Source organism: Streptomyces sp. CA189 (genome assembly GCF_056428985.1).
In genome coordinates this window covers 40600-61643 of record NZ_JBWJVM010000030.1, presented here as the reverse complement: position 1 = coordinate 61643, position 21044 = coordinate 40600, and the positions used below count along the sequence as shown (strand labels likewise).

The following is a 21044-nucleotide window of genomic DNA, read 5'->3' as shown; positions in this document are numbered from 1 at the left end:
CTCCCTTACCGCCGGGCGGATGGTGATCGCGCGCTCGAGATCAGTCGCGGGATGAAGATCGGTCCCGAGCACCGGCGACCGCCAGGGCGACCACGGCCGTGGACGTTGTAGAGCCACATCAGGCCGAGCAGGACGCGGAGGAACACCGCGCGGCGGCGTGTCCGCGAGGGACGTCGTCTGCCGCGGGAGCGAAGAGCCAGCGGACGAGATTCTTCCCCCCGGGTGCGGTCGTCATCGGTGTCTCCTTCATCTGTGGTGGGCCGGTGAGTCCTGCTCAGGCGCAGCGGAAGACCTCACGTCCCGACCGGGCGGCGGCGTCCTGTACGGCGAGGGTGTCGCGCACCACGCCGAAGACCTCGGACAGCGGCAGCGGGGCGTCGGCGATCCGCAGGTGCGGGTTGGTGACGGCCACCGGGTGCCACCAGGCGCCGTCCGCGGTGAGAGTCGGCTCCGGCTCGAGACTCTCCAGGGAGACGTGCACTCCCTCGGTCGCGAAACCTTCCTGGGCCACGGGGCGGATGACACGGTCCTCGGGAGCGATCCCGGCATCGTCGAGGCGCCGGTGCAGCGCGTCGACGCCCTGCGGGTCCTCGTCGTACAACGTGGCGGCCACCCGCACCCGGAACCCGAGGGAACGGGCCAGCGCGATGCCGTCCATGGCCTTCGACCACGAGCCGGCACCCCGTTGCCGGTCGTGCAGCTCGGGCGTGGCCGAGTCGAGGCTGATCTGCAGCACCACCTCACGGTCCAGGCTCTCCAGGGTGTCGCGGCGGCTGCCCCTTGCGAAGATCATGCCGTTCGTCAGGACGGTGCGCTCCAGGCCGGCGCCGGCGGCCACCAGGGCACCGAGCTCGGGGTGCATGAAGGGCTCGCCGCCAGTGAAGAACACCTCGCGGCCTCCCTGGTGGAGGAACTCGGCGAAGACAACAGTGGCGACAGCGGGATCGAAGCGCCGCGCGACGGCCTTCGGAGAGGATTCGGCACAGCAGTACTTGCAGGCGAGATTGCAGTTGAAATTGGTATAGATCCACAGTCGTCGGCCCACTGGTGTCCGCTCGCCCCGGCTGAAGACCGTGTCCGGACGGGTGGACACGCCTGTCTTGCTCACCGCGAACCACCATGGACCTTCGGCCGACTCGGCGAACTCGGTCACCACATCGTGCCCGACCAGGTCCGCCCAGGCCGGCAGGTCGGTGACCACGCTGACCTCCGCGCTGCGCACACCGAGCAGCTGCCCGGGCTCCAGACGCCTCATCGCACGGGTGATCAGCAGCAGCAGACCACTCCCACAGTCCATGTCACCGCCGTCGACGAGGGCAGCGACCTCACCGAGGGGATTCGGCGCCCGATCAGGATCAGCCGGCTGAGTCATGTCTCCCACGGTAGCGGCGACACTGCCCGGCGTAGAGCTGATCAGTGATGACGACACGGTGATGTCGTCGTCCGCTTCTGCGAACCAGTCCCCTGGGGTCTATCGTCGGAGCTATGACCGACGGCATGGCGCGCCCCGACAACGCAGCGGCCCGCGCGACGTTCTGGGAAGAGATCCATCACGGCAAGAACGTGGACGGAGTCTCCTGGTGGCAGTCGGTCCCAGCGCTCTCCCTGGGCCTGGTCGACGAGACCGGACTCGGCCCCGACGAGCCGATCATCGATGTCGGGGCCGGATGGTCGACGCTGGTAGACCACCTGGTGGAACGCGGTTACCGCGACCTCTCGGCCGTCGACCTGTCAGTCACCGCCCTGCAGACCGTCCGGGACCGGCTCGGCCACACGGGCGAGGACGTCGTCCTGACCGTCGCCGACGTGCTCGACCTCCGGATGGGCCGCACCTACGCGCTGTGGCACGACAGAGCCGTCTACCACTTCCTCACCGAACCGGAAGAGCGCGCCGACTACCTGGCGTCGCTGCAACGCTCTCTGCGACCGGGCGGATGGCTCGTCGTGGCGACGTTCGGCCCGGACGGCCCGACCATGTGCAGCGGCCTGCCGATCGTTCGCTACACCCACGCCGAACTCGCCGAGCAGTTCCCCGGCTTTCAGCTCGTCGACACGGCAGGGGAGGACCACCAGACCCCGTGGGGAACCTCCCAGCAATTCACCGCGGTCCTGCTGCGCCGCGCAACCGGTACGACCACCCCTCCGGGGTAATGGCACGCTGAGGCTGATCCTTTTGGCGTGGACACCCTGATAATGGATCAGCCTCAAAGTGCGGCGCCCCCCAGTACAAGGACCCGGCCACGTCGTCCCGCGTCTGCGCAATCAACCGGGCCGGGTTCCGGCGGCTGCTCGACGAGGCGGCGGTAGGCGACACCATCCGCATCGCGGATGCCGCTCGCCTGTTCCGCTCAACCAAGGACGTCATCAGATCCGGGAGGTTCTCCAGCGGCGCGGCCTGCACCTGCGCATCGCGACCGGCGCCTGGTCCGGCTTCGATCTCGCCGCCGACGACCCGCAGACCAAGCTGTTCGCGCCGGGGTCCTGGAGTTCCAGCGCGACATGATCAGCGAGGGCGTCGCCGCCGCAGCGGCTCCGGCAAGATCCTCATCCACCCGGCCACCCTCGACGAGTACCCGGTCGCCGACACCGTGAAGGCGTACGGCGAGGGCGCCGCAGTGAAGGGGCTCGCCCGGCGGTACGGCGTGGCACCCAAGACCATCCTGGATGCGGCCGGAGCCCGCGACATCCCGAATGACGTCGTCCCACAACTGGGCGGTGTGGCCGGGGACCAGGAGCAGGCGCCCGAGCCCGGACACCCGCATGCCATCGACGCGCCCGGCCTGCTCGCCGACCACCTTGAGGGCACCCAGGACGCCGCTGTCCGCGAGGCGCTGTGCAGCGGCCGGACCATCCGCCGAGGGCGGGGCTACTCAGGTGCGGGTCACCGCCCCGCTCGCGCTCCACCAGGCCGTGCTTGAGCAGTGCGCCGCCCTCGCCGATGACGGCTCCACCCCGGCAGGGCGCAAGGCGTACCGCACGCATGCCGACCGGATCGCTGCGGCTACGAAGAAGAAGTGAAGACGATCGCATCCACGCCGATGCTGCTGGCCCGCACCCGCCACACCTCCGTCTCCCTGGCATCCAACGCGGCCATCTGCCCGCCGGGAATGAGCCGCCTCGGCTATTGCGTGTCGGGGATGAGGCCGAATTCCGTCAGCAGTTCGCCGATCTCGGTGGAGTCCAGCTTGCGTAGCAGTTGCTTGCGAAGGATCTGGGGGCCTGGCAGGTGGAGTGTCTCGCCGTCCCGCAGCCGGCTGGCGGCTTCCAGCAGTCTGCGGATGTCGTAGGTGGAGTTGAACACTTCCGGGACGGCGCGTTCGATGCCGAGCAGTTGGTAGGCGGCTTCCATGCCTGTGCGTACGGAGTACTCGGTGGTGAAGATCGTGTCGCGGGTGGTCTCGGCGAACTGGCCGATGAACGCGAAGTTCACCGCTCCCCGGGGTACCACATCCGGGCGGTCCCCTGCCCGGCGGGGCAGGAAGAAGGCGGTGACGTAGGGCATCATCACCGGCACGCACGTGGCGCCGTTCGCGGCGAGTTCGCTGATCTCGTCGGTGGGGGCGCCGAGGTGGTAGAGCCACTCCTGGGTGATCTCTTCCCCGGTGCAGTCCTGCATCGGCTTCTTCACGTAGTCGCCGGGGCGGTCGGTGAACAGCCCGTAGAGCCACACGACGATCTGGTCGGCCGGCTGCTGTTTGAAGTGGGGCTGCCGGTTGACCGTCCAGCTCATGAGCCAGCTGGAATCCCTGATGGTGACGATGCCACCCGTGACGACCTTGCCGCTGAACGGGTCGCGTTTGGCGATCTTCTGGATCAGTTTCGGGATCCGCGAGTCGAGTGTGGTGACGGTGGCCGACTCCCATTTGCTCTCGGGGATGTTGCCGCAGAACACTTCGGGGCGGCCGAAGGACTCATCGTGGCTCGCGATCTTTCGCCAGAGATCCCATGCCGGGGCCGGGCCCTCATCCAGGCGGGCCGCGGTGTGGTGGTCGCCGTTGTCCGAGTTCTCGGTGAGGGAACCGATCGTGGTGAAGACGAGGTCGTCCGCGCCGAGGTCGCATCCCCCCACCTCTCCGGCGAAGATCCAGTGGATGCGGGTCGCCTGTTTACGGTCCGAGGTGACGTCGAAGCTGATGTCGGTGACCTCGGTGTCGAGTTGGAAGGTCACTCCCTGGCCGACCAGCCACCGGGTCAGCGGGAGCACGAGCGACTCGTACTGGTTGTACTTGGTGAACTTCAGAGTGGACAGGTCGGGAAGACCGCCCACGTGGTGCACGAAGCGGTGCAGGTACAGCTTCATCTCCAGGGCACTGTGCCACTCCTCGAAGGCGAACATCGTGCGCCAGTACAGCCAGAAATGGCTGTCCAGGAAGTCTCGGCCGAAGACCTCGTTGATGCGCTTGCCCTCCATCTCCTCGCGAGTAGCGAGGAAGATCCTCAAGATGTCCTTCTGCGCACGGTCACTGAGGGCGAACAGCCCGTCGGTGTGAGCGTCCTGCCCCTGGTTCTCGGTGACCCGCTGCAGGGAGAAGTTGGGGTCGTCCTTGTTCAGCCAGTAGAACTCGTCGAGGACCGAGGCGCCCTCGACCTCGATCGAGGGGATCGACCGGAACAGGTCCCACAGGCACTCCATGTGGTCTTCCATCTCGCGGCCGCCGCGGATGACGAAGCCCTTCTCCGGCTCCTTGATGCCGTCCAGCGCGCCCCCCGGAAGTTTCTGCTGTTCCAGGACGGTGATCCGGTCGCCGCTCATGTGTCCGTCGCGGATGAGGAAGGCGGCGCCGGCAAGGGAAGCGATTCCGGAGCCCACGAACCATGCCGTTTTCCGCTCCGCCCCCTCAGGCTTGCGCGGACGTGCGAATGCCTCGTAGTTCCCGCTGCCGTAGTGCACGGTGACCTCTTCCCTCGGGGACACATGCGATTCTCTGGGGGGGCGAGTGTCACCATCTGGACCTTGTGCCGGGATGGCGGCAATGGCGCCGAGATGTGTCATTCCGCCCACGAAGGGCAACGTATCGGCCCCCACCTCGCGTAGGCCGGACAACACGTCGCCGGGCAGGCTATTTCGCCGGCTCGTCGTGCAGATCAACGCACCCTTACGCCCAGGACGTCGGCGAGGCAGCCGACCGCCCAGTCGATCTCATGCCCGTCGATGACCAAAGGTGGAGCAAGTCGGATGGTCGAGCCGTGGGTGTCCTTGGCGAGTACGCCGCGCGAGGCCAGTTCCTCGCACAGCTCACGGCCGGTGGCGAGGGACGGGTCGATGTCGATGCCGGCCCACAGGCCCGTCCCACGGATCGCGGTGACGCCCTGGCCGATGAGCCCGGAAAGGCGTTCGTGCAGTTGCGCGCCGAGCTCCCGGGCCCGCTGCTGGTACTCGCCCGTCGCGAGCAACCGGACGACAGCCAGTCCGACCGCGCAGGCGAGCGGATTCCCGCCGAAGGTACTGCCGTGTTCGCCGGGCCGGATCACGGACAGCACCTCACGGTCGGCCAGCACTGCGGATACCGGTACGACGCCGCCACCGAGTGCCTTACCGAGGATATAGACGTCCGGAACCACGCCTTCGTGGTCGCAGGCGAAGGTGGCACCGGTGCGGCCGAGCCCGGACTGGATCTCATCGGCGAGGAACAGCACGCCCCGACGGGTACAGATGTCGCGGACCTGGCGCAGGTATCCTGGGGGTGGAACGAGGACGCCGGCCTCGCCCTGGATGGGCTCGAGCAGAACCCCGACTGTGGTGTCGTCGATCGCGTGCTCGATCGCGGCCGCGTCGCCGTACGGAACGGTCCGGAAGCCCGGGGTGTACGGACCGAAGCCGTCGCGGGCCACCGGATCGGTGGAGAAACTCACGATTGAGATCGTCCGGCCGTGGAAATTGTTCTCGGCGACGACGATCGTGGCCTCGTCAGAGGGCACATCCTTGGCTTCGTATCCCCACTTGCGGGCCACCTTGATTGCGGTCTCCACAGCCTCGGCTCCCGTGTTCATCGGCAGGACCATCTCCTTGCCGGCCAGGTCGCCGAGTTCGGTGCAGAACTCGCCGAAGCGGTCGTGGTGGAAGGCTCTACTGGTGAGGGTCACGCGTTCGAGTTGTTGCCGTGCGGCGGCGAGGATGTCCGGGTGGCCGTGACCGAAGTTGAGCGCGGAGTAGCCCGCCAGGCAATCGAGGTAGCGTCGGCCCTCCACGTCGGTGACCCAAGCTCCGCGGGCTTCGGTGATGACGACGGGCAGCGGGTTGTAGTTGTGGGCGGAGCGCTTCTCGGCCAGGGCCAGGGCCTGCTCGTTCAGTAGCGTCATGAGTGGGGCCTCTCGATGAGGGTGTCGTCCGTGGTGCGGGACCGGGAGAATCCTGGGCCGTCGAAGCCGAAGCGGCCGCCGACGAGGGTGGCCAGCACGGTGGTGTCCGCGAGCCGTGGCGGTGGCGTGGCCGTGGGGTCCCTGTCCAGGACGGTCAGGTCGGCCAGTTTGCCGGGCTGGATGCTGCCCTTGAGGTGTTCTTCGAAGCCCGCGTACGCGGAGCCGAGCGTGTACGCGCGCAAGGCGTCCAGGGCGGTGACGGACTCCTGGGGTCCCAGCAGTGCACCGGTCTCGGTACGGCGGTTGACCATGTCGTGGATGCCGCGCAGCGGTGCCCCGGGGACGATCGGACGGTCGGAACTGCCGGGTACGGTCAGGCCCGCTTCCAGGAAGCTGCGATGCCGGTAGCACCAGGCTTCCCGGTCGGGGCCCAGGGCCGCGCGCATCCCGTCGCCGAGCCGGCCGATGAAGGCGGCTTGCGGCACGGGGATCACGCCGAGGGCGCGCAGCCGGGCGAGCTGGTCGGGGCGGGTGACGCCGCAGTGTTCGATGCGATGGCGGGTGCCGGCGCGGGGGAACCGCAGCGCGGCACTTTCGTACGCGTCGAGGACGATGTCGATGGCCCGGTCACCGATCGCGTGGGCGGCCACCTGCCAGCCCGCGGCGTGCGCGGCGGCTATGCGTTCGCGCAGCTGGTGCTCGTCGGCCTGCAGATAGCCCCGGTTGCCCGTCTCGCCTTCGAAATCGCAGCACATGGCCGCGGTGCGGCCGATGAGTGAGCCGTCTGAGAAGAACTTCACGGCGCCCAGGCTCAGCCAGTCGTCGCCGAAGCCGGTGTGCAGCCCGAGATCCAGCCCGAGCCCGGACGCGTCTTGGGCGTGGTGGCCGACCTCGTGGAGCGAGTCGGCGCTGACCATGAGTCGCACCCGTACGCCGAGCCGCCCCGCCGCCCGAGTCTGTTGGTACGCGGCTGCTTCGATGGGTGAGTGGCCGATCCAGCCGTGGCCGATTCCGGCCTCCGTGCAGGAGGTGATGCCCTCGCGCAGGTAGTCGTCGCTCGCCGTCGCGATGGCGTCGGCCAGCTGCGCCGTGGAGTACGGGTAGACCAGGTCGCGGACCAGCTGCTGGGCCTGCTCCTCGATCAGCCCGGTGGGGTGCCCGTCGGCGTCGCGGGCGATCCGGCCGCCCTCGGGTACTGGGACGCTGTGCGGAGAATCATGACTGATCGCCTGCAGGACACGGGAGTTGACGACACACATGTGGGCGGAGGTGTGCCTGAGCCACACCTTGTGGTCGGGGGCGATCTTGTCGAGCACGTCCCGGTGGGGGTGGCCGCCCAGCTTGTTCTGGTCGTAGCCGGAACCGATCAGCCAGCTGCCGGGCGGCAGCTGCCCGGCGCGTTCGGCTACGGCGGCGTACAGCTCGTCGAGATTGCCGAGCGGCGGGCTGGAGAGGTCGAGTTCGGCGCGTGAGAGGCCGTATAGGGCCATGTGGTTGTGTGCGTCGTTGAAGCCGGGGACGACGCAGGCGCCGCCGAGGTCGACGGTGTGTTCCGCGCGCAGGCTGTCCAGCTCCTCGTCGAGCGCGATGATTCGCCCGTGGTGCAGGCCGATGCGGTGGGCGCTCGGGCGGCTCTCGTCCAGGGTGAGCGCGGTGAGGTTGGTGAGGATCGTGTCGATGCGCATGCGTCATCGCCACGCTTTCTGGGCCCGGTCGTACGATCGGGCCAGCAGGTCGGGCTGGGCGAGGAGTTCGCCCTTGGCCACGCGCTGCGAATCGGTCAGTGGGAGCGTGTCGCGGAACTCCCAGTAGCGGGGGACCTTGAAGTAGGCGAGCCGTGCGAGGCAGTGGGCTGCCAGCTCGTCGGGGTCGGTCCCCTCGCCGATGACGTAGGCCTTGACTTCCTCGCCGCGCAGGTCGTCCGGTACGGCGATCACGGCGGCCGTGCGCACGGCGGGATGGAGCTGTAGTACCTCCTCCACTTCGGCGGCGGAGATGTTCTCGCCGCTGCGGCGGATCATGTCCTTGGTGCGGCCGAGGTGGTAGATGTTGCCGTGCTCATCCATCCGGCCGAGGTCGCCGGTGTGGAACCAGCCGCCGCGGAACGCCTCGGCGGTGGCCTGCGGCCGGCCCAGGTATCCGTCCATCAGGCCGATCCCGCGCAGCACGATCTCCCCTGTCTCGCCGCGCGGCACGGGCGCACCGTCGGGTCCGGTGATGCGGACGTCGCGGCGGGCGGTGGGCCGCCCGACGCAGCCGGTGCCGACGGCCGCGTCGTGGCCGTCCGCGTCGACCCGCAGGTCTGCGCCGGTTTCGGTCATGCCGAAGGCCTCGTACCAGGGGACGCCCCAGCGCTCCTCCAGCTGCCGGTGGAGCGCGTGCGGTATGGCGGATGCCTGGATCGCGCGTACTCGGTGGCTGCGGTCCAGCGCGTGCGGCGGCATTCTCAGCAGCAGGCCTGGCATCAGACCGAGGCAGTAGAAGTACGTGACACCGTAGGTCCGGACGTGTTCCCAGAAGGTTGCCGGGTGGAAGCGGTCGAGGACGATGAGGTGGGCGCCGCAGAGCAGTGCGGCGGCGACGTTCCACTGCGGGTCGATGTAGTGGAAGGGCTGGGCAGTGAGCATCACGTCGTTCTCGCCGAGGTGGGGGAATTCGCTCACCATGCTCTGCGCGAGGACCGTCCAGTAGCGGTGCGGCAGCAGGCAGCCCTTGGGCTTGCCGGTGGTGCCGGAGGTGTACTGGATGTTGGCCAGGTCCTCGGGGGTGGGTATGGCGGCTGGGGCGGGACGCGGGGCCTGCGGGCGCCGGGGTACCGGGTTGTCCACATCCCACACCCGCTCCAGGGCGGGCACCGCGGTGAGGAGTTCGTCCGCCAGCGCGCGGAACTCCTGGTCCGTGACCAGCAGCCGGGCGCCCGAGTCGATGAGTAGATGAGCGGCGTCGTGGCTCCGGTAGTTCGTGTTGACCGGCACCATGGCCGCGCCGAGGCGGGCCAGCGCCAGCCAGGTGAGCGGGAACGCGGGGCGGTTGCGAAGCAGCAGCGCGACCCGGTCGCCGTGCCCGATGCCGAGATCCGCCAGCTGGGCGGCGATGCGTGTGACGCCCTCCTCGACCTGACGGAAGGTGAGCTGCTCGCCGCGGGCGTCGAAGGTCCACGCGGTGCGCTCGCCCCAGCGGGCGGCGGCCCGCCGTACCAGGGTGTCGAGGTCCTCGACCTGTTCGGGGCTCACTGGGCACTCTCCTCTCGGGCAGCGAATGCGTCGCGGCCGTCGTCCGCCTCGCCGGCGGAGAGGGTCAGCAGTGCGTCGGCGGTCTCGCGGCCGAAGGCTTCCTCCAGGGTGGAGTCGAGTCCGGCGTCCAGGCTGTGTTTGGCGAGGCTCAGCGCGAGCGGCGGCCTGTCCGTCAGGGTCCGGGCCAGTTCCATCGCCACACTCTCGTGCGCGCCCGGCTCGACGACCCGGGCGACCAGGCCGAGTCGGGCCGCTTCGACCGCGTCGAACTGCTCACCGAGCAACACGAGTTCCTTGGCCTTGAGGGGTCCGAGGGTGGCGGTGAGCAGCCGGGAGATCCCGCCCGTGACGCTCAGTCCGACGGTGGTCTCCGGGAAGCCGAAGCGGGCGTCCTTTGAGGCGACCACCAGGTCGCAGCCCAGGGCGAACTCGCAGCCGGCGCCCAGCGCGTAGCCGTGCACGGCCGCGATGACGGGGAAGGGGGCCTGGCGGATGGCGCGGGTGACGTCCTGTATGCGGTCGATCCTCGCCCGGGCGGCGCCGATCTCATCACGCTCCGGCGGTTCCTTCAGGTCGTGCCCGGCGCAGAAGGCGCGACCGCTGCCGGACAGCACCGCGGCCCGCACGCCGTCGTGCTGGGCCCGTTCCAGGGCCTGGAGGAGATCCTCGACCAGGGCGGGGACGACCGCGTTGAGCCGATGCGCGCGGTCGAGGCGGATGAGCGCGATGTCGTCCTCCCGCGTGTAGCCGACAGTGGATTCAGGCTCGGTCACGTGGCTCCTCGTGCGAAGCTGGGCGATGCGCCGGAGCATCGCCGACACTCTGTCGATCGATCGATCGACAGCTGTAAGCTAGGGATCACCCACCCGGCCGTCAAGACCGGAAGAGCCGCAGAAGGAGACTCCCGTATGCCCAAGGCAACGGCCGTCCGTCCAGCCGGAGGCGACCAGGAGGCCACCCGGGTGCGGGTCTGGCGGGCCGCCGTCGAGCTGTTCGCCGCCAAGGGCTTCCACGGCACCGGAATCCGCGAACTCGCCGAAGCCGCCGGGCTGTCCTCGGCGACCCTCTACCACTACATGGGCTCCAAGGACGCCCTGCTCTTCGCCATCATGCGCAGCAGCCTCGAACGGCTGACCGGCGCCGCCGCACGGGTGGCCGAGCGCGCGGCATCCCCGGAGGAGCGGATCGCCGGCCTGGTCCACGTCCACGTCCTGTCGCACGCGCTCCATCCCAGCGAGACCACGGTCGTCGACCATGAACTGCGCGCCCTCGGCGGTGAGCACCGCGCCGCCGCGGTGGAACTGCGCGACCAGTACGAGGGGCACTGGCGGGAGACGATCGAGGCCGGCCGCGCCGCCGGGGTCTTCACCGCCGGACAGCCGACGGTTGTACGGCTCGCGCTGCTGGAGATGTGCTCCGCCGTCGCCGGCTGGTACGCGCCCGACGGCCCGCTGGGACTGGATGAGATCGCCGCAGAGCACGCGCGCATCGCGCTCTCCGCGCTGGGTTGCGGCCCCGGCGCCCAGGCCGCTCCCTTCGTCACCGACCTCGCACCTGCCCGGAAACTGGTCGAGGAGATCTGGCAGTTGAGGCTTCCGGCCGCAAGGCACTGACTTCTCCACCCGGACACCCGCACAGATCACAGCGAACAGAGACCCGAAGAGACTTCAGAGAGGCCCCGCCGTGCCCGTCATCCGTGAAGCCGTCCCCGCCGATGTAGCGGACATCCATGCCCTGATGGTCCAGCATGCCGCGCACGAGGGCGCCGCGGACGAGATCGCGCTCACCCTGGACGGCCTGGCCGGCCATCTCTTCGGCCCGGATCCGACGCTACGGGCGCTGATCGCCGAACCTCCGGACGCGGCCGGCACGGTGGCAGGGACCGCTCTGTGGTTCCCGACGTTCTCGACCTGGGCCGGGTGCAGCGGCATCTGGCTGGAAGACCTCTACATCAGCCCCGAGTTCCGGCGCCACGGCCTCGGCCGTGCCCTGCTGGACGAGCTGCGTGCCCGCACCGGAGGACGGATCGAATGGGACGTGATGCGCGGCAACGCGGACGCGGCGGCCTTCTACCGCAGCCTCGGCGCCTTCCCCGCCGACCAGTGGACCCGCTACCGCTGGCTGCCCGCGACCCCGGCAGCGGGGTGACGTCCGCGATGCCACGCGTATTGGAACTGGGCATCCGGATCGGGCTGCTGCCGAGCGGCCCCACCGCGTCGATCGTCGACGTGCCGGGCGTCGGAGTGGGTCACGCGACGGTGATACGGGACGAGCCGGCGCCGCCCCTGGGCCGCGGCGCCGCCCGGACCGGTGTCACGGTCATCGACCCCGGGGGCAGCACGTCCCGCGCGCCCATTCCGGCCGGCGGGGCGGTGCTCAACGGCGCCGGGGAGTGCACCGGCCTGCTGGCGGCGGCCGAGTGGGGCCTGCTGGAGACTCCGGTCTTCCTCACCTCGACCATGCAGCTCGGCCGGGTGTACGACGCGGCCTGCGAGCTGCTGATCGAGGAGGACGAGGGGATCGGCGACGACGTCGTCATCCCGGTCGTCGCCGAGTGCGACGACTCCTTCCTCAACGACGCCCGGCGGATGCAGGTCTCCCGCCAGGACGTGGCGGCAGCGCTGCACGCCGCCCGGGCCTCGGGCGCGGCGTCCGCCGCGGCGCGCAACGCGCCGCAGGAAGGAGCGGTCGGGTCCGGTACCGGGATGAGCTGCCTCGGCTTCAAGGGCGGCATCGGGACGGCGTCCCGCGTCCTGCCCGACGGCGCTACGGTCGGGGTGCTGGCGATGACCAACTTCGGCGAGCGGGAGCGGCTGACCGTCGACGGGGTGCCGGTCGGGCGCTTGCTGCCGTCCACGCCGCCGGAGCGGAAGCAGCCCGGCCCGGCGGGCTCGTGCATCGTCGTCATCGCGACGGACGGCCGGCTAGACGCGGCGGGCTGCGAGCGTCTGGCCCGGCGGGCCGGTCTGGGCCTGGCCCGGACGGGCTCAACCGCGCACCACGGCAGCGGGGAGATCTTCTTCGCCTTCGCGACGGGGCTGCGGACGGCCCGCGGCAAGTCGCCGTCGGCCGCGCCGGTCTCGGGGCGCCTTCTCGACCCGTACTTCGCGGGTGTGGTGGAGGCCACCGAGGAGGCTGTCCTGAACTCCCTGTTCCAGGCGCGGACCGTCACCGGCCGGGACGGCCGCACCATGGAGGCGCTGCCGCTGGAGCCGGTGCTGGATCTGCTGCGGGCGGCCGGCCGCGTGCAGTGACGGGCGCGTGCGGCGCCGGCCGGGAGTACACGCCCGGCGCCGCGGGCCCAACCGGCGTACCTCACGCCTCGACGTAGCGGCGGCCGCCCCAGCCAGCGCGGCTATCGCTGGACGAAGGCATCCAGAATGTAGGCGAACACCTCGGCCTCGTAGCGCAGATGCGCCAGGCGGCCGGGCGGACCGGAGTGCGCGCCTTCCCCCGTCTCCACCCGGAAGAGCACCGGGGCGCTGCGCTGCGGGTCGGCCGTGGCACGCAGCCGGGCGACCCATTTGGCCGGCTCGCGGACCAGTACGCGCGGGTCGTTGACCGCGCCCGTCACCAGCAGTGGCGGGCGGCCGGCCGCGGGAGGCGGATTGTCGTACGGGGAGTACGCGAGCATCCACGCGAACTCCTCAGAACGGCTCGGGTCTCCCCACTCCTCCCACTCGTTGACGGTGAGCGGGAGATCCGCGTCGAGCATGGCGGTGACGACGTCGACGAAGGGGACCTCGGCTACGACGCAGGCCCATCGTTCTGGGCGCATCCCGTAGACCGCGGCCTGCAGCAGCCCGCCGGCGGACAGGCCACGGGTGGCGATGCGACGTCCGTCGGCCAGGCCTTCGGCCTCCAGCCAGTCGGCGACCGCGAGATGGTCGGTGAACGTGTTCGCCTTGGTGGCCAGGCGGCCGCCCTGCCACCAGGCGCGCCCGAGTTCGCCACCACCGCGGACATGGGCGTGGGCGTAGAGCACGCCGCGGTCGAGGAGCGCTGCGAGCGCCGGGTCGTAGGACGGCTCGTCCACAGCCTCGTAGGCTCCATAGGCGTAGAGGAGGCAGGGGGCCGTCCCGTCGAGGGGCGTGTCGGCTCGGCGGGTGAGGGTGACGGGGATCAGGGTGCCGTCGGGGGCGGCTGCCAGGCGGCGCTCGGTGACGTAGTCGCCAGGGTGGTGAGCGGGGGTTTCCTCGGTTGTGAGCAGGGTGCGGACACCGGAGTCGAGATCGACGGTCCACCAGCGTGTGGGCTCGGTGTACGAGCCGGTCTCGATGGTCAGCGTGGTGCTCTGGTAGCTGTGGTTGTGTACGGCGGCGATCCGGCCGGCAGGGAGTTCGGCGTGGAGTTCGTACGGTTCGGCCCCCGGGTCGAGCGGGAGCACGCGCAGCAGTGGGGCGCCGTCCCGGCGCAGGGTGAGCACCAGGTGGCGGGCGAAGCAGTCGGTACGGACCAGGCGTTCGCCGGGGCGCGCGGGGTGCAGGGTGTTCCACTGCCCGGGTTCGTCGACGGGTGCGGTAACGGCCTGGTACTCGCGGGCGCCGCGGTCGGTGGTGATGACGAGCCGGTCGCGGGCCGCGTCGTGGTCGGCTCGGTACTCGGTGCCCGCCGTTCGGCCCGCGACGGATCGCGGCGGGGCAGCCGGGTCGGCGGGGTCGAGCAGCCACTCCTCGGTGGTGTCGCGGGAGGCGGCGGTGACGGTGATGAGTCTGCCGGAGCGGGTGGCCGCGATGGTGAGTTCAAAGCGGGCGTCGTCCTCGCGCAGTACCAGAGCGTCGTCCTCGGCGGGGCGACCGAGGCGGTGCAGGCGGACCTCGTGGGGCCGGTGGATCGCGTCGGGGACGGTGTAGTAGAACGCGGCGGAGTCGGCGGACCAGGCACCGGTGTAGTAGCTGCGGGGTATCCGGTCCGGCAGGTCCTCGCCTTTGGCCAGGTCGCGGAACCGCAGCTCGTACACCTCCTCGCCCGTGGTGTCGACCGAGTAGGCGAGGAGGGTGCCGCAGGGGCTGACCTCGCGGACTCCGGTGTCGACATGGTCCGATCCGCCGGTGAGAGAGGGGAGGTCGAGCAGGATCTCATCGGGGGCGCCGGGTGCGCCGGCGCGGCGCAGCAGGCGCTCGTGGTCGGCGCCTTCGGGAGTCTCGGTGCGGTAGCGGTACCCGCCCTGACACCATTCGACGCTGCTACGGGGCCCGGCGGCGCGGGGGGCCATCGCCGCGGCGAGAGCGTCGCGGAGCGGGCCGAGGTGTGTGGTCATGGCCTCGTAGTAGGCGCGTTCCGCGGCCAGATGAGGCGCCGCCGCGGTGGGATCGCTGAGCCAGTCGTACTCATCGGGCCGGCCCACACCGTGCAGGGTGCGCACCAGCTCGCCTCGCGGCGCCACCGGGGCGGTCAGCTGGGCGACAAGGTCGTGCGGGGGCTGAAGCATGGGCGGACGCTAGCACCTGGTAGGGCCGCCAAGTACCCCCGAGCAGCTACGGAATTGTTTGCTCCGTGCGGCTTCGGACGGACTTTTGACGCATTGAATTCACCCTTGACTCGATCGATCGATCGACAGACACTGTGTCCGCTGATCACCTGCCCCGGGAGGCCGCCTTGTCCGCTGCTCCGCCCGCCCCAGCCCCAGCTCTGCCCCACCGCAGCCGGAGCGCGACTCGGGCCGCCGCCCTGCTGCTCGGGTGCGCGCTGACCCTCACCGGATCATTCGCGGCCCAGAGCGCCGCGTACGCCGGAAGCTCCCCCCCGGCCGCCGAAAGCAACAGCAAGCACACCTTCACCGTGGGGATTCCGAACGACCCCGACTCGCTGAACCCGTTCACCGGGATCGTGCAGGAGTCGTACGAAATGTGGAGCGTCAGTTACGACCTGCTGATGGGCTGGAGCGAGAAGGATTTCTCGCCCGAACCGCGCCTGGCCACCTCCTGGACGGAGGCGGAGGACGGCAAGAGCTGGACCTACCGGATCCGCGAGGGCGTGAAGTGGAGCGACGGCGCGCCGCTGACCGCGCGCGACGCCGCCTACACCTTCAACCGGATCATCAACGGAGATTACGAGCAGTCCAACTACGGCAACTACACCGCCAGCATCACCAAGGCGGAGGCACCGGACGACACGACTCTCGTGCTGCACGTCGAGCACAGCTCACCCATCATGAAGCAGCTGTGGGTACCGATCCTTCCCGAGCACATCTGGTCGAAGATCGACGAGGACAAGGTCCAGTCGTTCAGCAACGAGCCGAAGGACGGCCCGGTCGTCGGATCAGGCCCCTTCAAACTGGTCGAGCGCAAGAAGGGCCAGTCCATAGCCTTCGAGGCCAACACTCAGTACTGGGCCGGTGCCCCGAAGATCGACCGGCTGGTCTACCAGGTGTTCGACAACGCCGATGCCATGGCCCTGGCGCTCAAGCGCGGCGAGATCGACTACGCGTTCGACCTGGAGAGCAACGTCTTCGGCTCGCTCGAGGGCGCCGAAGGAGTCACCACCCGCTCCGGGGTCTCGGGCAACTTCGACCAGATCTCCTTCAACAACGGCGCAGCCCTCTCCGACGGCACACCCATCGGCGACGGCCACCCGGCGCTGCGCGACAAGCGCGTCCGCCGGGCGCTGTCCCTGGCCATCGACCGCGAAACGCTGGTCAAGCGCCTTGTCGGCGGCCATGGCAGTCCCGGCGGCGCGGTCATCCCGCCTCTCTACGCCGACCTGCACTACACACCCGGCGCCGACGCGCAGAAATTCGACCTCGAAGCGGCCGGCCGGCTGCTCGACGAGGCCGGCTGGAGGACGGGCCCGGACGGCATCCGGGCCAAGGACGGAAAGCAGCTGAGCCTGCGACTGCTCACCCGTCAGGAGTCCCATCAGTCCAAGAGCACGGGCGAGTTCGTGAAGAGCTGGTACGAACGCATCGGCGTCCCGGTCACCATCAAGGTGATCTCCGAGGACGCGCTCACCGAGACCGTAGGCCAGGGCAACTTCGACATGTTCGAGTGGGGCTGGGGAGTCGAGCCCGACCCCGACTACATGCTGTCCGTCTTCACCTGTGACAAGCGCAGTTACAAGGACGGCGATACGGTCTACGCGGACCTCTCCGACTCGTTCTACTGCAACCCCGAATACGACCGGCTGTACCAGCTGCAAGCAACCCAGACCGACGCGGCCGAACGCGCCGCGACCGTCAAGCAGATGCAAAAGCTGCTGTACGACGAGGCCGCGTACGCCGTCACGTACTACTACGACGACCTGTCCGCGTACCGCAGCGACAGGTGGACCGGATTCGTCCCGCAGCCCGCCCCGGACGGCGCGTACCTCTTCCAGATGGGCACCTACTCGTACCTCAACGTCCGGCCGGTCTCCGCGCAGGCCGCATCCGGCACCGGCTCGACCACGCTGTACGTCGGCGGCGGCCTCGCCGCCCTCCTGCTCCTCGGCGCCGGCGCCGCGATGGCCGTACGGCGGCGCGGCGCCAGGACCGCGGACGAGCGGGAGTAATCGCCCTGTGAGAACCTCATCCGTCGCGGCCGGTCCCGCCCGGGGCCGGGCGCCGGGCGGCACCAGCCGCTATGTCCTGCGTAAGGCCGGCTGGGCGGCCGGCACGCTGTTCTTCGTCCTGTGCTTCAACTTCGCCCTGTTCCGGCTGCTGCCGGGAGACCCGGTCGGCCTGTACACGCGCGGCCGGAACATGCCGGCCGAGCAGATCGCCCAGATGCGGGCCAAGCTCGACCAGCCGGTCGGCCAGCAGTTCGTGGACTACCTCTCCAATCCCTTCTCCGCCACCGTCCATTCGGTGAGCCAGAACGCGCCGGTGTGGCAGGCGGTCGGCGAGCGGGTGTGGCCGACGGTCCTGCTGGTGGGCACCAGCATTCTGATCGCCTCCGTCCTCGGCATCCGGATCGGTATCCGCGCCGGCTGGCACCGCGGCAGCCGCTTCGACCGGGTCGCCACCGGCTCCACCCTCGCCTTGTACGCCATGCCGGAGTTCTGGATCGGCATGGTGATGATGACCGCTCTGCCGTTCTTCCCCAGCGCCGGGATCAACTCGGACGGCGTGGACCCCTCTTCCCCCGCGGGCTGGCTGGACACCCTCTGGCACATGACCCTGCCGGTGGCTTCCCTGTCGCTGGTCTACCTCGCTGAGTACGCCGGCATCATGCGTGCCTCACTGGTCTGCGAACTCGGGCAGGACTACCTCACCCTGGCCCGCGCCACCGGGCTGCGGGAGGCGATGGTCCGCCGCAAGCACGCCGTGCCGAACGCCCTGCTGCCCACCATCACCCTCATCTTCCTGAACTTCGGCTTCGTCATCGGCGGCGCGATCACCGTCGAGGCCGTCTTCTCCTGGCCGGGCCTCGGCGACCTGGCGTACGACGCGCTGCGCGGCCCCGACATCCCGCTGCTCCAGGCGGTGTTCCTCCTCTTCTCCCTCTCCGTGATCGTGTTCACGTTCCTTGCCGACCTGCTGTACGTGGTCCTCGACCCCCGGGTGAGTGAGGCATGACCACCACCGCTGACACCCCCGGCCCCGCCGTGATCGCGCGGGCCCGGCGCCAGGCAGCCGCGATCCGCTTCTGGCGGGACTTCCGCTCCCACCGCAGCGGACTTGCCGGGCTGCTCATGCTGGGCGGCTTCGCCCTGGTCGCGCTCGGCACACCGCTGCTCGCCGACCCCTCCGGGCTCGACATCACCCGGGCCACAGCCCCCAGCCACATGGCGCCCTCGCTGAACCACCCGCTGGGCACGGACGAGACCGGCCGCTCGATCCTGACCCTCCTCCTCTACGGAACCCGGGTATCACTGACGGTAGGCCTCGCGGCCACCGCGATCTCCATGGTGATCGGCACCCTCGTCGGCATCATGGCCGGCTTCTACGGGGGCTGGTCGCGAAGCGTGCTGATGGGCCTGACCGACTGGTTCCTGGTCCTGCCGTTCCTACCGCTGGCGATCGTCCTCGCCACACTGCTCGGCGCCTCACTGCTCAACATCATCGTGGTCATCGGCATCACCTCCTGGCCCGCCACCGCACGCCTGGTGTGCGCCCAAGCCCTGACCATCCGGTCCCGCCCCTACCTGGAGCGGGCACGGGCCCTCGGGGCGGGAGACTGGCACCAGATGACCCGGCACGTCCTGCCCAACGCGATGCCGCTGGTCATCGCCAACACCGTGCTCACCGTGTCGGTCGCGATCCTCTCCGAGACCACCCTGTCCTTCCTCGGCCTCGGCGACCCGACCCAGGTGTCCTGGGGATCGATCCTCGACCACGCCAACGAGTCGGGCGCCATGTCCCGCGGCGAATGGTGGTTCGTCCTGCCCCCCGGCATCTGCGTGATCCTGGTCGTCCTCGCCTTCACCCTGATCGGGCGCACCCTGGAGACCGTGCTCAATCCCCGGCTGCGCGAAGGAGGCCGGCGATGAGCCTGCTGGAACTGCACGACCTGCGTGTCACCTACCACCCGCAGTACGGCCCCGTGCCCGCCGTACGCGGAGTGAACCTCTCGGTCGCCGCCGGCGAGGTGCTGGGCATCGCCGGGGAATCAGGCTGCGGCAAGTCCACGCTCAGCCATGCCATGCTGCGGCTGCTGCCGAAGACGGCCAAGGTCACCGGCCAGGTGCTGCTCGACGGCGAGGACATGCTCACCATGAACTTCGGCCGACTGCGCGCAGTGCGCTGGGCCGGGGCCTCCATGGTCTTCCAGGGCGCCCTGCACTCACTCAACGCGGTACGCCGGATCGGCCGCCAGATCGCCGACCCGATTCAGTTGCACGAGCGGACCGTCACCCGGCGCGAGGCCGACCGGCGGGCCGCCGGGCTGCTGGAGCAGGTAGGGCTGCCGGCCCAGCGGGCCACGGCGTACCCGCACCAGCTCTCGGGCGGGCAGCGGCAGCGGGTAATGATCGCGCTGGCGCTGGCCTGCCGGCCACGGCTCATCATCGCCGACGAGCCCACCACGGCACTCGATGTGATGGTCCAGGCCCAGGTGCTGAAACTCCTGTCGGACCTGGTCCGCGATCTGGGGCTGGGCCTGGTCCTCATCAGCCACGATCTGTCGGTGCTCGGCTCGGTCTGCGACCGGGCGGCGGTGATGTACGCGGGACAGGTCATCGAGAACGGCCCGGCGAAGGATCTCTTCGACGCGCCCCGGCATCCGTACAGCGCGGCGCTCGCCGGTGCGTTCCCAAGGATCGGCGACGAGCGGTTCCGCTTCGCGCCGGGCGGGCTGCCCGGCGACCCGCCGTTCCCGGGCGATCTGCCGGGCGGCTGCACCTTCCACCCACGCTGCCCGGTCTCCCTGCCCCAGTGCGCCAGCACACCGCCACCCCTTGCCGGGGCAGGCAGCCGCCTCTGCGCCTGCCTACGTGCCGGCGAGCCCGGACTCGACCTGCGAGGTGCCCGATGACCACCGACGAGAAGGCCACCAACACCCGGGCACCGGCGACCGCCGACCATGAGGCCGGCGCGCTCGCCGCGCACGGGCTGAAGGTCCGCTTCGGTCCGGCACGAGCCGTCGACGGGGTGGATCTGACGCTCGGGACCGGGGAGATCGTGGCCCTGGTCGGCGAATCCGGATGCGGCAAGACCTCGCTGGCCCGCGCCCTGCTCGGACTGGTGCGGCCCGACCAGGGCCGCGTCAGCGTGGCCGGGCGCCCCCTCTCGTACCGCAGATCGGCGCTGCGCGCCTTCCGCCGGACCGCACAGCTGGTGCTCCAGGACCCGAGCGGCTCACTCAACCCGCGCCACACGGTGTACGACGCCGTCGCCGAAGGCCTGCGCATCCACCGCGTCACCGGGGCCGAACGCGAACGCGTCGCCGAGGCACTCTCCCGCGCCGGACTGCGCCCGCCGGAACGCTTCTTCCTGCGCTACCCGCACGAACTGTCCGGCGGGCAGCGCCAGCGCGTGGTCATCGCCGGAGCCCTCGCGCTCGAACCATCGGTGCTGGTGGCCGACGAGCCGGTGTCCTCCCTCGACGCCTCGGTGCGCGGCGAGATCCTGACCCTGTTGCTCACACTCCGTCAGGAGTTGGGCCTGTCCATGCTGGTGGCCACCCACGACCTCGGCCTCGTCTGGAACATCGCCGACCGCGTCGCAGTCATGTACCTGGGCCGGATAGTGGAGTCCGGCCCAGCCCCCGACGTGCTGCTGCACCCCCGACACCCCTACACCAAGGCCCTGCTCTCCGTACTGCCCGATGCCTCGGGCGGCGAGCCGATGATCCTCACCGGCGAGGCCCCCGACCCGTCCCGGGTCCCGGCCGGCTGCCGGTTCCGGCCCCGCTGCCCGGCATACACCTCGGGCGAGGCGGAACGGGCCGGCGTCGCCGGACGCTGCGAGGACACCGATCCCGCGGTGCTCCCAGCCGGAGATGGCCACACGAGCGCGTGCTTCCTGTCCGACATCGAAGGGACGCCATGAGCGAGGAACCCGCGCCGGACTACGCGAGGCACCGCTGCCCGGGACCGGCAGAGCGCAGCACGGCCGGACCCGCGGTAGACGCCCCTCACACCGCACGGCACGGC

At 70.1% G+C, this 21044-nt stretch carries 17 protein-coding genes; 10 read left to right on the top strand and 7 right to left on the bottom strand.

Annotated elements, in window-relative coordinates; all coding sequences use genetic code 11:
• Window positions 1-274 precede the first annotated feature (274 nt).
• A complete protein-coding gene (locus AC061S_RS22500; RefSeq protein ID WP_478687745.1) occupies window positions 275-1372 on the bottom strand; it encodes a radical SAM protein in 1098 nt (365 codons plus the stop codon).
• A 113-nt stretch (window positions 1373-1485) separates the two neighbouring features.
• Between AC061S_RS22500 and AC061S_RS22495 the strand changes: the two genes are divergently transcribed.
• Together AC061S_RS22495 and AC061S_RS22490 are read left to right on the top strand one after the other, a co-directional pair.
• Window positions 1486-2151, top strand: coding sequence for a class I SAM-dependent methyltransferase (locus tag AC061S_RS22495; protein WP_478687744.1), 666 nt, complete (start codon window positions 1486-1488; stop codon window positions 2149-2151).
• A 723-nt stretch (window positions 2152-2874) separates the two neighbouring features.
• The gene (locus AC061S_RS22490; protein WP_478687743.1) at window positions 2875-3018 is read left to right on the top strand and encodes a hypothetical protein; all 144 of its coding nucleotides are present in this window, start codon (window positions 2875-2877) and stop codon (window positions 3016-3018) included.
• 103 nt (window positions 3019-3121) lie between these two features.
• On the opposite strand, the gene AC061S_RS22485 is transcribed toward AC061S_RS22490, so the two are convergent.
• From AC061S_RS22485 to AC061S_RS22465, 5 genes are all read right to left on the bottom strand, one after another.
• Window positions 3122-4915 (bottom strand): oleate hydratase, encoded by a 1794-nt coding sequence (locus AC061S_RS22485; protein WP_478687742.1) that lies wholly within the window; start codon window positions 4913-4915, stop codon window positions 3122-3124.
• Window positions 4916-5085: 170 nt separating this feature from the next.
• Window positions 5086-6300: an ornithine--oxo-acid transaminase gene (gene rocD / locus AC061S_RS22480; protein ID WP_478687741.1), complete on the bottom strand. Its 1215-nt coding sequence runs from the start codon at window positions 6298-6300 to the stop codon at window positions 5086-5088.
• Complete coding sequence (locus AC061S_RS22475; RefSeq protein ID WP_478687740.1) at window positions 6297-7985, bottom strand: amidohydrolase; 1689 nt, start codon at window positions 7983-7985, stop codon at window positions 6297-6299. The genes rocD and AC061S_RS22475 overlap by 4 nt, the downstream gene beginning before the upstream one ends.
• A 3-nt stretch (window positions 7986-7988) precedes the next feature.
• Complete coding sequence (locus AC061S_RS22470; RefSeq protein ID WP_478687739.1) at window positions 7989-9533, bottom strand: AMP-binding protein; 1545 nt, start codon at window positions 9531-9533, stop codon at window positions 7989-7991.
• Entirely contained in the window at window positions 9530-10306 is a 777-nt protein-coding gene (locus tag AC061S_RS22465; RefSeq protein ID WP_478687738.1) for an enoyl-CoA hydratase/isomerase family protein, read from the bottom strand. Before AC061S_RS22465 ends, AC061S_RS22470 begins: the two co-directional genes overlap by 4 nt.
• A 135-nt stretch (window positions 10307-10441) precedes the next feature.
• Between AC061S_RS22465 and AC061S_RS22460 the strand changes: the two genes are divergently transcribed.
• From AC061S_RS22460 to AC061S_RS22450, 3 genes are all read left to right on the top strand, one after another.
• Window positions 10442-11146 (top strand): TetR/AcrR family transcriptional regulator, encoded by a 705-nt coding sequence (locus AC061S_RS22460; RefSeq protein ID WP_478687737.1) that lies wholly within the window; start codon window positions 10442-10444, stop codon window positions 11144-11146.
• Window positions 11147-11216: 70 nt separating this feature from the next.
• Window positions 11217-11681 carry an N-acetyltransferase family protein gene (locus AC061S_RS22455; RefSeq protein WP_478687736.1) on the top strand — a complete coding sequence of 155 codons (465 nt, stop codon included), beginning with the start codon at window positions 11217-11219 and terminating at the stop codon, window positions 11679-11681.
• An 8-nt stretch (window positions 11682-11689) separates the two neighbouring features.
• Window positions 11690-12787, top strand: coding sequence for a P1 family peptidase (locus AC061S_RS22450; RefSeq protein ID WP_478687735.1), 1098 nt, complete (start codon window positions 11690-11692; stop codon window positions 12785-12787).
• Between the two features lie 101 nt (window positions 12788-12888).
• On the opposite strand, the gene AC061S_RS22445 is transcribed toward AC061S_RS22450, so the two are convergent.
• On the bottom strand, window positions 12889-14964 hold the full coding sequence (locus tag AC061S_RS22445; RefSeq protein ID WP_478687734.1) for a prolyl oligopeptidase family serine peptidase: 2076 nt from the start codon (window positions 14962-14964) through the stop codon (window positions 12889-12891).
• A gap of 167 nt (window positions 14965-15131) precedes the next feature.
• Here AC061S_RS22445 and AC061S_RS22440 point away from each other — a divergent pair, with 167 nt between their 5' ends.
• From AC061S_RS22440 to AC061S_RS22420, 5 genes are read left to right on the top strand one after another with little or no spacing between them, the layout of a single operon-like run.
• The gene (locus AC061S_RS22440) at window positions 15132-17021 is read left to right on the top strand and encodes an ABC transporter substrate-binding protein (protein WP_478687733.1); all 1890 of its coding nucleotides are present in this window, start codon (window positions 15132-15134) and stop codon (window positions 17019-17021) included.
• Between the two features lie 7 nt (window positions 17022-17028).
• Window positions 17029-18027 (top strand): ABC transporter permease, encoded by a 999-nt coding sequence (locus AC061S_RS22435; protein WP_478687732.1) that lies wholly within the window; start codon window positions 17029-17031, stop codon window positions 18025-18027.
• Window positions 18024-18941 carry an ABC transporter permease gene (locus tag AC061S_RS22430; protein WP_478687731.1) on the top strand — a complete coding sequence of 306 codons (918 nt, stop codon included), beginning with the start codon at window positions 18024-18026 and terminating at the stop codon, window positions 18939-18941. The genes AC061S_RS22435 and AC061S_RS22430 overlap by 4 nt, the downstream gene beginning before the upstream one ends.
• Window positions 18938-19924, top strand: coding sequence for an ABC transporter ATP-binding protein (locus AC061S_RS22425; RefSeq protein WP_478687730.1), 987 nt, complete (start codon window positions 18938-18940; stop codon window positions 19922-19924). Before AC061S_RS22430 ends, AC061S_RS22425 begins: the two co-directional genes overlap by 4 nt.
• Window positions 19921-20940, top strand: a complete 1020-nt coding sequence (locus tag AC061S_RS22420; protein WP_478687729.1) for an ABC transporter ATP-binding protein — start codon at window positions 19921-19923, stop codon at window positions 20938-20940. The genes AC061S_RS22425 and AC061S_RS22420 overlap by 4 nt, the downstream gene beginning before the upstream one ends.
• The last annotated feature ends 104 nt before the right edge of the window (window positions 20941-21044 follow it).

Bases quoted from the DNA above. Each gene is read 5' to 3' on its own strand.
- AC061S_RS22500 (WP_478687745.1), bottom strand. From the start codon at position 1,372: ATGACTCAGCCGGCTGATCCTGATCGGGCGCCGAATCCCCTCGGTGAG.
- AC061S_RS22495 (WP_478687744.1), top strand. From the start codon at position 1,486: ATGACCGACGGCATGGCGCGCCCCGACAACGCAGCGGCCCGCGCGACG.
- rocD (WP_478687741.1), bottom strand. From the start codon at position 6,300: ATGACGCTACTGAACGAGCAGGCCCTGGCCCTGGCCGAGAAGCGCTCC.
- AC061S_RS22475 (WP_478687740.1), bottom strand. From the start codon at position 7,985: ATGCGCATCGACACGATCCTCACCAACCTCACCGCGCTCACCCTGGAC.
- AC061S_RS22460 (WP_478687737.1), top strand. From the start codon at position 10,442: ATGCCCAAGGCAACGGCCGTCCGTCCAGCCGGAGGCGACCAGGAGGCC.
- AC061S_RS22450 (WP_478687735.1), top strand. From the start codon at position 11,690: ATGCCACGCGTATTGGAACTGGGCATCCGGATCGGGCTGCTGCCGAGC.
- AC061S_RS22445 (WP_478687734.1), bottom strand. From the start codon at position 14,964: ATGCTTCAGCCCCCGCACGACCTTGTCGCCCAGCTGACCGCCCCGGTG.
- AC061S_RS22430 (WP_478687731.1), top strand. From the start codon at position 18,024: ATGACCACCACCGCTGACACCCCCGGCCCCGCCGTGATCGCGCGGGCC.
- AC061S_RS22425 (WP_478687730.1), top strand. From the start codon at position 18,938: ATGAGCCTGCTGGAACTGCACGACCTGCGTGTCACCTACCACCCGCAG.
- AC061S_RS22420 (WP_478687729.1), top strand. From the start codon at position 19,921: ATGACCACCGACGAGAAGGCCACCAACACCCGGGCACCGGCGACCGCC.